This is a genomic window from Microbacterium sp. HMWF026, from assembly GCF_003061325.1.
In the GTDB taxonomy this organism is placed as follows: Bacteria; Actinomycetota; Actinomycetes; order Actinomycetales; family Microbacteriaceae; genus Microbacterium; species Microbacterium testaceum_E.
The window spans coordinates 1-9,885 of record NZ_QAJB01000469.1 but is presented as its reverse complement, the minus strand read 5'-3'; the positions used below and the strand labels follow the sequence as shown (position 1 = coordinate 9,885).

At 70.0% G+C, this 9,885-nt stretch carries 8 protein-coding genes and 1 tRNA gene; 3 read left to right on the top strand and 6 right to left on the bottom strand.

Annotation, left to right across the window (positions count from 1 at the left end; genetic code table 11):
* Positions 1–828, bottom strand: an 828-nt coding sequence (gene ftsE, locus DBR36_RS16960) for a cell division ATP-binding protein FtsE (protein ID WP_108320856.1), incomplete at its 3' end; no start/stop codon positions are given.
* A gap of 125 nt (positions 829–953) precedes the next feature.
* The gene (gene prfB / locus DBR36_RS16955) at positions 954–2,066 is read right to left on the bottom strand and encodes a peptide chain release factor 2 (RefSeq protein ID WP_108320855.1); all 1,113 of its coding nucleotides are present in this window, start codon (positions 2,064–2,066) and stop codon (positions 954–956) included.
* Between the two features lie 71 nt (positions 2,067–2,137).
* Between prfB and DBR36_RS16950 the strand changes: the two genes are divergently transcribed.
* Positions 2,138–3,370: an MFS transporter gene (locus tag DBR36_RS16950; protein ID WP_181373668.1), complete on the top strand. Its 1,233-nt coding sequence runs from the start codon at positions 2,138–2,140 to the stop codon at positions 3,368–3,370.
* A 19-nt stretch (positions 3,371–3,389) separates the two neighbouring features.
* Here DBR36_RS16950 and DBR36_RS16945 read toward each other — a convergent pair whose 3' ends face one another.
* The 3 genes from DBR36_RS16945 to DBR36_RS16935 form a co-directional block, all read right to left on the bottom strand.
* Positions 3,390–4,409 carry an NADPH:quinone reductase gene (locus DBR36_RS16945; RefSeq protein WP_108320853.1) on the bottom strand — a complete coding sequence of 340 codons (1,020 nt, stop codon included), beginning with the start codon at positions 4,407–4,409 and terminating at the stop codon, positions 3,390–3,392.
* 63 nt (positions 4,410–4,472) lie between these two features.
* Entirely contained in the window at positions 4,473–5,993 is a 1,521-nt protein-coding gene (locus tag DBR36_RS16940) for an Ig-like domain-containing protein (RefSeq protein WP_108320852.1), read from the bottom strand.
* Positions 5,994–6,327: 334 nt separating this feature from the next.
* Positions 6,328–7,860 (bottom strand): Ig-like domain-containing protein, encoded by a 1,533-nt coding sequence (locus DBR36_RS16935; RefSeq protein WP_146185417.1) that lies wholly within the window; start codon positions 7,858–7,860, stop codon positions 6,328–6,330.
* Between the two features lie 339 nt (positions 7,861–8,199).
* Here DBR36_RS16935 and DBR36_RS16930 point away from each other — a divergent pair.
* Together DBR36_RS16930 and DBR36_RS16925 are read left to right on the top strand one after the other, a co-directional pair.
* Positions 8,200–8,281: transfer RNA gene (locus DBR36_RS16930), tRNA-Leu, on the top strand.
* A gap of 69 nt (positions 8,282–8,350) precedes the next feature.
* Positions 8,351–9,100: a DedA family protein gene (locus DBR36_RS16925; RefSeq protein WP_108320857.1), complete on the top strand. Its 750-nt coding sequence runs from the start codon at positions 8,351–8,353 to the stop codon at positions 9,098–9,100.
* A gap of 15 nt (positions 9,101–9,115) precedes the next feature.
* Here DBR36_RS16925 and DBR36_RS16920 read toward each other — a convergent pair.
* Positions 9,116–9,885 (bottom strand): Ku protein (locus DBR36_RS16920; protein WP_108320850.1); only part of this gene is annotated, 770 nt, incomplete at its 5' end.

The following is a 9,885-nucleotide window of genomic DNA, read 5'->3' as shown; positions in this document are numbered from 1 at the left end:
GGCACGCGGCGCGTCGGCGCGCGGCAGAGGCTCGACGGGACCGGTCAGCCCGGTCACCTCGCGCTGTACCTCGAGCACGGCCGTCAGCGCGGCCACCGCCGCGGCACCGCGTTCGACCTCGGGCGCGAGGCGCGGCAGGCTCGACGTGTCGCCGTAGCCGCCGTGACGCTCGTCACGGACCATCTCGCCGCCGCGCAGCTCGATCACGCGACGCTGCATCTGGTCGACGAAACCCGCCTCGTGCGTGGCCATGACCACGGTCGTCCCGCCGGCGTTGATGCGCGCGAGCAGGCGCATGATGTCGATCGACGTGCCGGGGTCGAGGTTTCCGGTCGGCTCGTCGGCCAGCAGCACCTGGGGGCGGTTCACCAGGGCGCGGGCGATCGCGACGCGCTGCTGCTCTCCACCCGAGAGCTCGTGCGGCAGTCGCTTCTCTTTGCCGTCCAGACCGACCAACGCCAGCACCTCGGGCACGGCCTGCTGGATGAACCCGCGCGAAGCGCCGGTCACCTGCAGCGTGAACGCGACGTTCTGGTGGACGGTCTTGTTCGGCAGCAGCCGGAAGTCCTGGAACACCGAACCGATGTGGCGCCGGAAATACGGCACCTTGCGGTTCGACAGCGTGCGCAGGTCGCGGCCGAGCACGACGACGCGCCCCTCGCTGGGGGTCTCGGCCCGCAGGATCAACTGCAGGCAGGACGACTTGCCCGACCCCGAGGCTCCGACGAGGAAGACGAACTCCCCGCGCTGCACCTCGAAGTCCACGGCGTTCAGGGCGGGCTTCGCGGTGCCGCGATACCGCTTGGTGACGTTCTCGAACCGGATCATGGCTCGACGAGCCTAAGCGCGGGTCCCGGTCCCGCCGTCAGGACGCGCCGTGTCGTGAAACGCGGAAAGCCCCATGGATGCCGAGTCTCCGGCATCCACGGGGCTTCCGACCGAGGTCGGGACGATCAGTCGTCGTCGTCCTTGCGCTTGCGCCAGCGGATGCCGGCCGCGATGAGACCGTCCAGGTCGCCGTCGAACACGACGGCGGGGTTGCCGACCTCGTAACCGGTGCGGAGGTCCTTCACGAGCTGCTGACCGTAGAGGAAGTACGAGCGCATCTGGTCGCCCCAGCTCGCGGTGATCGTACCGGCGAGCTCCTTCTTCTTGGCCGCCTCTTCTTCGCGCTTGAGCAGGAGCAGGCGCGTCTGCAGCACGCGCATGGCGGCGGCGCGGTTCTGGATCTGCGACTTCTCGTTCTGCATCGACACGACCAGGCCCGTGGGCAGGTGGGTGATGCGGACGGCGGAGTCGGTCGTGTTGACCGACTGCCCACCAGGGCCGGACGAGCGGAACACGTCGACGCGGATGTCACCCTCGGGGACGTCGACCTCGACGGCCTCTTCCATCACGGGGATGACCTCGACCGCGGCGAAGCTGGTCTGACGCTTGTCGGCGCCGCCGAAGGGGCTGATGCGCGCGAGGCGGTGCGTCCCCGCCTCGACGGACAGGGTGCCGTAGGCGTAGGGCACGTCGACCTCGAAGGTGGCCGACTTGATGCCGGCACCCTCGGCGTACGAGGTGTCCATGACCTTGACGGGGTACTTGTGGCGCTCGGCCCAGCGCAGGTACATGCGCAGCAGCATCTCGGCGAAGTCGGTCGCGTCGTCGCCACCGGCGCCGGAGCGGATGGTCACGACGGCCGAACGCGGGTCGTACTCGCCGTCGAGCAGCGTCTGCACCTCGAGCTGTCCGATGACGTCCTTGAGCGCGGCGAGCTCGCGGCGCGCCTCGTCGGCGGAGTCGTCGTCGTCCATCTCGATCGCGAGTTCGACCAGCACCTCGAGGTCGTCGAGGCGCTGCTCGATCTCGGAGACGCGCTTGAGCTCGGCCTGGCGGTGGCTCAGGCGGCTGGTGACCTTCTGGGCGTTGTCGACGTCGTCCCAGAGGTCGGGGGCACCGGCCTCTTCGCTGAGGCGATCGATGTCGGCTTTGAGTGCGTCGACGTCGACCACGGCCTGGATATCGGCGAAGGTCGAGCGCAGCGCCTGGATGTCGGCGGTCAAATCGAGTTCGAGCATGAGACATCAAGCCTATCGTGGAGACGGTGACAGCCGACTCTCCCCGGAACGTGCTGGTGCGCTTCGCACCGATGATCTACGGCCCCACGCTGCTCTTCGCCGTCGGCGAGGGCGCCGTGATCCCGCTCATCCCCGTGATCGCGAACCGCCTGGGCGCCGATGTCGCGGTCGCCGCCCTCGTCGCCGCGGCCCTGGTCGTCGGTCAGCTGTGCGGCAACATCCCCGCCGGGTGGGCGGTCGCCCGCTTCGGCGAGCGCGTGACGATGGGCGTGGCGGGCATCGTGGTGCTCGGCGGTCTCACCGGGATCGTCCTGGCGCAGTCGCTGGTGTTCTTCGCCGCGGCGGTGTTCCTCATCGGCTTCTGCGCCGCGTCCTTCGCGCTCGCCCGGCACTCGTTCATGACCACGCGGGTCCCCCTTGCCTTCCGGGCGCGGGCGCTGTCGCTGCTGGGCGGCACCTTCCGCCTGGGCATGTTCGTCGGGCCGTTCATCTCGGCAGCGTTGCTGGGGCTGTTCGGCGACGAGACGGCATCCATCGTCTTCTTCGCCGTGTGCCAGGTGGCGACGATCCTGCTGGTGTTCCTGGGGCCCGACCCCGAGAAGGCCGTGCCCGTGAGCGCTCCCTCTCGACGCGGCGACGGCGACTCCCGCGAGGCCGAGGACACCGGCGAGGCCGTCACCGGCGCGATCCCCACCGTCGAGCGCGTGGGCGTCTTCCGCACGATGTGGCGGTTCCGCGGGGTGCTGGCGCGTCTCGGCCTCGCGGCCGCATCGCTGTCGGCCGTGCGCTCCGCGCGACAGGTCGTGCTCCCCCTGTGGGGTGTCTCCCTGGGACTGGATGCCGGCACCATCGCCGTCGTCGTCGGCGTCTCGGGAGCCATCGACTTCGCGCTGTTCTACGCCAGCGGTCAGGTGATGGACCGCTTCGGCCGCCTGTGGGCGGCGCTGCCGGCGATGGTGCTGATGGGGTCGGGCTTCCTCGCCCTGTCGTTCACCCACGACCTGGGTTCCGCCGCCATGTGGTACGCGATGTTCGCCGCCGTCCTGGGCGTCGGCAATGGCCTGTCCAGCGGCATCCTGCTCACCCTGGGCGCCGATATCGCCCCGCCCGACGAACCGGCGGCGTTCCTCGGGTCGTGGAGGACGCTGACGGATGCCGGGGGCGCCATCGCCCCGCTGATCGTCTCGGCGCTGGCGGCGGTGGCGTCGCTGTCGATCGGCGTGGCGGCGATGGGGGTGATCGCGGTGCTCGGCGCGGCGGGATTCATCCGGTGGGTGCCGAGATACGTGCCCCGGGCCCGCTGAGCACCGCGATCACCCACGCTCACTCCGAGACGCGGATGAGCACCTTTCCGGTCGCGCCCTGCTCGACGGCGTCGTGCGCCGCGGCGGTGTCCTCCAGGTCGAAGAAGGTCAGCGGCAGGCCCGCCTCTTCGCCGACGGGGAGCACGCCGTCGGCGACGGCCGCCGCCACGTCCTCGGCGGCCGCGGCGAGCGCGCGCTCGCCCACGGTGTACAACAGCAGCCCCTGCCACCGGACGTTCTTCGCGAAGCTCTCGCGCACGGGGGCGGTGAACTCCGCCCCGCCGTTGTCGGCGTAGTAGCCGACCGTGCCACCGTTGGCGATGACGGCGACGTCGAGAGCGGCGTTGTCGGCGATGGCGACCTCGACGATGTGCTCGACGCCGTTCGGGGCGATCTCGCGGATGCCGTCGGCCAGGGTCTCGCTCGGGTACTGCAGCACGTGGTGCGCGCCGGCGGCCCGGGCGAGAGCTTCCTTCTCGTCGCTGCTCACCGTGGCGATGACCGTGGCGCCAGCCCAGGCCGCGAGCTGGATGGCCGCGTGCCCGACGGCGCCGGCACCGCCCTGCACGAGCACCGTCCGCCCCGACAGCGCGCCGGGGGCCAAGCGCGACGGGCCGTCCTCGTGGACGGTGAGGGCGCGGTGCGCGGTCATCGCGGGAACGCCCAGACTCGCGCCGAGCTCGAACGAGGCGTCGTCGGCGAGCGGTACGGCGCGCTCGGCGGGCAGCACCGAGTACTCGGCGGCGGTCCCGGTGGGACGCTGGTGCGCCGCGAGGAAGATCCAGACCCGCTGGCCGACCGAGAGGGAGTCGACGCCGTCTCCGACGGCATCCACGATCCCCGCCCCGTCCTGATTGGGGGTCACCTCGTCGAACGGCAGGGGACGACCGGTCGTCGCTCGAGCCTTCCAGTCGGTGGGGTTTACCCCCGACACGACGATGCGCACGCGCACCTTGCCGGGGCCGGGCTCGGGCACGGGCCGCTCGACGAGCGAGAGGACGGAGGAGTCACCGGGCTGAGAGTACGAGATCGCCTTCATGCCGGAAGTCAGCGTCCGACGGGACGACCGCATTCCCTCGGCGTGTCGTGACGACGGACGAGATCAGCTGGTCTTCATCACCGCGAGCGCCGTCTGCGAGGTGGTGGAGAGGGAGGCCAGCCGCCGCACCTCGCGTCCCGTCGGCAGCGGCACCGCGACCGGGGTGAGGCGGCGCCTGGCGGTCGAACCGTCGCCCACCTGGCCCTTGTCGTTCTGACCCCAGGCGTTCATCGTGCCGTCCGCCCGCAGCACGTACGCCGTGGTCGTGCCCGCCGCGATCTGCGTCACTCCCGCGGTCAGACCCGTCACCGCCCCCGGGGAGTAGCGATCCGTCGTCGACCCGTCGCCCAGCTGCCCGACACCGTTCATCCCCCAGGATCTGACCGATCCGTCCGACAGCAGGGCGTAGGCGGACCAGCCCCCACCCGCGATCTGCGTGACACCCGACGCCAGCGCCGGCACCGGAACCGGCGAGGACTTCTGCGGCTCCCGGGTCCCGATCCCCAGGACGCCGTACGCATTGTCTCCCCAGCTTCTGACAGACCCGTCCGTCAAGAGAGCGAACGACGAGTTGTACGCCGTCGCGATCTGCGCGACACCGGTCAGGCCCGACACGGGGACGGGCGCCCATCGATCGGTGGTCGATCCGTCGCCCACCTGACCGAGTGCGTTTCGTCCCCAGCTCACGAGCGAGCCGTCCGAGGCCGATGCGACGACGTGGTCGTAACCCGCGATGATCTGCGTGATCCTCGAAGTCAGACCGGTCACGGCGACCGGTGACAGCTGGTTCGTCGTCGATCCGATGCCCAGCTGGCCGTAACGGTTGTCGCCCCACGCCCGCACGGATCCGTCCGACAGAAGGGCGTAGCCGGACCGGTCCGCGGCGGCGATCTGCGTGACGCCGGCCAGGCCCGGGACGGGTGCCCATGTCGAACGGTCGGTGGTCGACCCGTCTCCGAGCTGACCGTAGGCGTTGCCCCCCTTCGCCCACACCGTGCCGTCCGCCAGCAGCGCGAGGAACCAGGCGACGGAATTGTCCGGACTGTTGACCCTGACGAGGTCGGCGACCGCGGCGATCGCATCCGTCACCGGTGAGGGGAAGACGAGCTCGGTTTGCGCCACCGAACGTGCGTACTCTCGTCCCGCCGCAAGCAGGTTCGAGCCCACCACCGTGAAGGCCGCCGACGTCGATGCCGCCGACGTCACCGCCGTGAGCGTCGCGGACGATCCCGGCGTCGCCCACGGTGTGCCCAGATCGAGTTGCGTCGTGGTCTTCCCAGAGCCGTCGGTCACCCCCGAGGTCGGCGCGAACGAGGCACCCGACGGTCCGGAGAACGAGACGGCCGTGCCCGCCACCGGCTGAGAGGCGGCGTCACGGACCAGAGCCGTCACCGGCACGTTCCCGGCCGCCGGCACCCGCATGTCGGGAGCCGAGAGGCTGACCGATCCGCCGGAGGCGGCCCAGGCCGGCGTCGACACCATCACCGTCACCGCGGGGATCGACAACGCCGCACCCATCAAGACCGTCCGGCGACCGACCTCGCCGCTCGCTCGACGGGAATCGGCGATCTCACTGCTGGTCATGACGAGCCTCTCTGTTCTTCACACCGTTCGTGCAATTCACTGTTCGCGGAGCACGCGCCCCCACCGACACCTTTCCGCCGGGGTGCACGTACGCATGCACGGACACCGACACCTTTCCGCCGGGGTGCACGTACGCATGCACGGACACCGACTCCCCCGCCGCGGGTGAGACGGTTCCCTCGCGCCCGATGGCAGGCGTTCAGCGAAAAGGTGGGCCGGCGTCGTCGTGCGCAAATCACCAGGGGGATCACCCCCAGGGTCGAGACGCCGGCCCGCACCCGCTCGCCGTGCACGCGGTCGGTCGAGGCGCGGTGGCCCGCGCGGACGCGGTCGATCAGCTGGTCTTGGTGAGGATGAGAACGGTCTTGCATCCCGTCGAGATGGCCCCGAGTCGCTGTGCCTGCCGGCCGGACGGCAAGGGAACGACCACCGGAGTTCGTTGATTCGCGGCTGAGCCATCGCCCAGCTGACCGATGTCGTTCGAACCCCACGCCCTCACTCGTCCATCCGTCGACAATGCGTAGCCCGACAGCACGCCCGCGGCGATCTGCGTGACCCCCGAGTTCAGACCCGACACCGGAACGGGCGTCGTCTGGTCGGTTCCCGACCCGTCGCCCAGCTGACCGTCGCCGTTGCTCCCCCACGCTTTGACCGAGCCGTCCGACAGCAGGGCGTAGGCCGAGAATGCCCCACCCGCGATCTGCACGACGTTCGAGGTAAGGCCGCTGACCGCGACGGGGGACCACTGGTCGTCGGTCGTGCCGATCCCCAGCTCGCCGTAGCCGTTGTATCCCCAGGCCATGACCGAACCGTCCGACAGGATCGCGTACGACGCGAAGCTGCCCGCCGCGACCGCGGTCGCTCTCGCGCGGAGTCCGAGCACCTGCACCGGCGTCCACCGGTCGGTCGTCGTTCCATCACCCACCTGGCCGGGCCCGTTGTAGCCCCACGCCCGGACGGAACCGTCCGACAGGAGCGCCAGAACGTGGCCCGCTCCCGCTGCGATCCGGGTCACCCCCGACGTCAGGGCCGGAACGGCCACGGGCGACAGCTGGTCCGTCGTCGATCCGATTCCCAACTCGCCGTAGGCGTTCCGACCCCAGGCTCTCACCGACCCGTCCGACAGGAGGGCGTAAGACGAATTGGCCGCGGCCGCGATCTGCGTGACGCCCGACAGACCCGGGACCGGCAGCCAGTCGAAGCGAGACGTCGTGGTTCCGTCGCCCAGCTGACCGAAGTCGCTACCGCCTTTCGCCCACACCGTCCCATCGGCCAGCAGAGCCAAGAAGGACGGGGTCTTGTTCTCCCACCCCGACCCCACGGCGTCCACCACGGGCGAGGGGAACGCCAGGGCCGACTGGGTGAGCGTCGGCGGGTTGTCACGCCCCGCCATGAGCAGGTTCGAGCCCGAGACAGTGAAAGCCATCGACGTCGACGCCGTCGCGGTCACGGCCGTCACGGTCACCGTCGACCCGGGCGTCGCCCACGGCGTACCCAGGTCCAGCTGCGTGGTCGCCTCGCCCGCTCCGCTCGTCGTCGACGACGACGGCGAGAAAGACGCCCCGGACGGCCCCGAGAACGACACGGCCGTCCCCGACAGCGGCTGGTTCGCGGCATCCTTCACCAGGGCCGTCACCCGCCCGCCCCCGGAAGCCGGCACGCACATGGCGGGGGCCGAGAGGGTGATGGACTCCCCGGACGCCGCCCACGCCGGCGTCGACACCATCATCGTCACCGCGGGGACCGCCAAGGCCGCGCCCGCCAGGACGGTACGCCGACCGATCGCGGCGCCGGCACCTGTGGACTCCGAGGAGCGCGTGGCCTCAGCACTCCGGCCGGATGATTCGGAAACTTCTCTGCGGGCCATGACGGACCCCCTTCTCATTCACACTGGTCGCGGCACTCGTTCGCGGGGCGCGGATCCCCAGGACACTGTCCCGGGTAGAGGCACATATACGTGCGACCCCTTCGTCGCCGGTCGCGGGGGTGATTCCGCGCGTGCCTCGACGGAGAGCGTCGACCCGATGAGACGCACGCGCACGCGAAAGCCGCCGGTTTCACCAGGACATTCACCCGCGACAGCGTTCATGGCGGTCCAGCAGCCGCCCCGTCCGTCGGGAACGACCCCCGGCCGCGAAAACAGTCACCAGGTTGACGGCGGCTTCACATCGTGCGCGGCGACGTCGCGCTTAGACTGATCCCACTCGCGGGAGTGGTGAAATCGGCAGACACGCAGGATTTAGGTTCCTGTGCCTTCGGGCGTGGGGGTTCAAGTCCCCCCTTCCGCACGGTCGATGCGTCCGCACCCGCTCCGCACCGACGAACCCCAGCACCGACTCTCACCCGACGGGACCGATGTGATCCACACCACCGCTGCGCTGCTCCCGTGGCTCGACCCCGCCACGATCATCACCAACTCGCAGCCGTGGGCGCTCCTGGTGGTCTGCTTCATCATCTTCGCCGAGACGGGCCTGCTGATCGGCTTCCTGCTGCCCGGCGACACGCTGCTGATCATGGCGGGCCTGCTGTCGCACTCGACGCCCGCCGCCCCCAACGGCGTCTTCGGGCTGAACGCATGGTGGGTGGCTCTCGCCATCGGCGTGGCCGCGTTCATCGGCGGCGAGCTGGGGTACTACATCGGCCACAAGGCCGGCCCCTCGATCTTCGAGCGCAAGGACTCCGGCATCTTCAGCCGCAAGAACGTCGAGCGCACCAACGCGTTCTTCGAGCGTTTCGGTGGTCTGACGGTCATCCTGGCCCGCTTCGTCCCCGTGGTGCGGACGTTCGCGCCGATCGCGGCGGGCGTCGGCCACATGCCGTGGCGCAAGTACACGCTGTACAACTTCATCGGCGCCGTCGTCTGGGGCATCGGCCTGACGATGATCGGCTACGCCGTGGGCTACATCCCCTTCATCCGCGACATCGTCACGGAGTACATCGACGTCATCCTGCTCGCCGCCGTCGCCGGAACCGTGCTGTTCATCGCGATCCACTACTTCCGCGAGCGCGCCGCCGCCAAGCGCGAAGGAGCGATCACCCCCGCCGAGGCGGACTCGCTCACCCTCGACGCGAAGACGCTCGAAGAGGGCGATCAGCCCGCCCGCTGAACTGACGGCGTCGGATCACGACGCCTTCGACCCCTTCTTCTTGGCCGCCGATTTCGTGTCGGCGACCTCGTCGTTCCCGGTGGAGCCGTCGGCATCCGTCTTCGAGGTCTCCTTCGACGTCGTCGGCCCGCCCGCGCGCGCGGCCCGACTGCGTTCGACGCTCGCCCGGAGCGCCTCCATCAGGTCGATGACCTCACCGCCGTCGTCGTCCTCGGCCTTGCCGAAGGTGGCATCCGTATCGAGGGCATCGCCCTGCTCGAGCTTCGCGTCGATGAGCGTGCGCAACTCCTGCTGGTACTCGTCGGTGAACTCCTCGGGGTCGAAGTCCTTCGAGAAGCTGTCCACCAGGGATGCCGACATCTCGAGCTCTTTCGCCGAGATCCGCACGCTCTCGTCCAGGGCCGGGAACGCGGCCTCGCGCACCTCGTCGGCCCACAGCAGGGTCTGCAGGACCAGTACGTCGCCCCGCACGCGCAGAGCGGCGAGCCGCGTCTTCTGCCGCAGCGAGAACCGCACGATCGCGGTGCGGTCGGTCTGCTCGAGTGTCTTGCGCAGTAGCACGTAGGCCTTCGGCGACGAGGAATCGGGCTCGAGATAGTAGGCCTTGTCGAGGGTGAGCAGATCGACCTGGTCGCTGGGGACGAATTCGACGACCTCGATCTCGCGGCTGCGCTCGCTCGGCAGGGACGACAGGTCGTCCTTGGTGAGCACCACCGTCTGCTCGCCGTCGTCGTACGCCTTGTCGATGTCCTGGTAGGGAACGACCTCGCCGTCGATCTCGCAGA

Coding starts and splice junctions, on each gene's coding strand:
- prfB (WP_108320855.1), bottom strand. CDS start 2,066: ATGCTCGAACTCGATTTGACCGCCGACATCCAGGCGCTGCGCTCGACC.
- DBR36_RS16950 (WP_181373668.1), top strand. CDS start 2,138: ATGATCTACGGCCCCACGCTGCTCTTCGCCGTCGGCGAGGGCGCCGTG.
- DBR36_RS16945 (WP_108320853.1), bottom strand. CDS start 4,409: ATGAAGGCGATCTCGTACTCTCAGCCCGGTGACTCCTCCGTCCTCTCG.
- DBR36_RS16940 (WP_108320852.1), bottom strand. CDS start 5,993: ATGACCAGCAGTGAGATCGCCGATTCCCGTCGAGCGAGCGGCGAGGTC.
- DBR36_RS16935 (WP_146185417.1), bottom strand. CDS start 7,860: ATGGCCCGCAGAGAAGTTTCCGAATCATCCGGCCGGAGTGCTGAGGCC.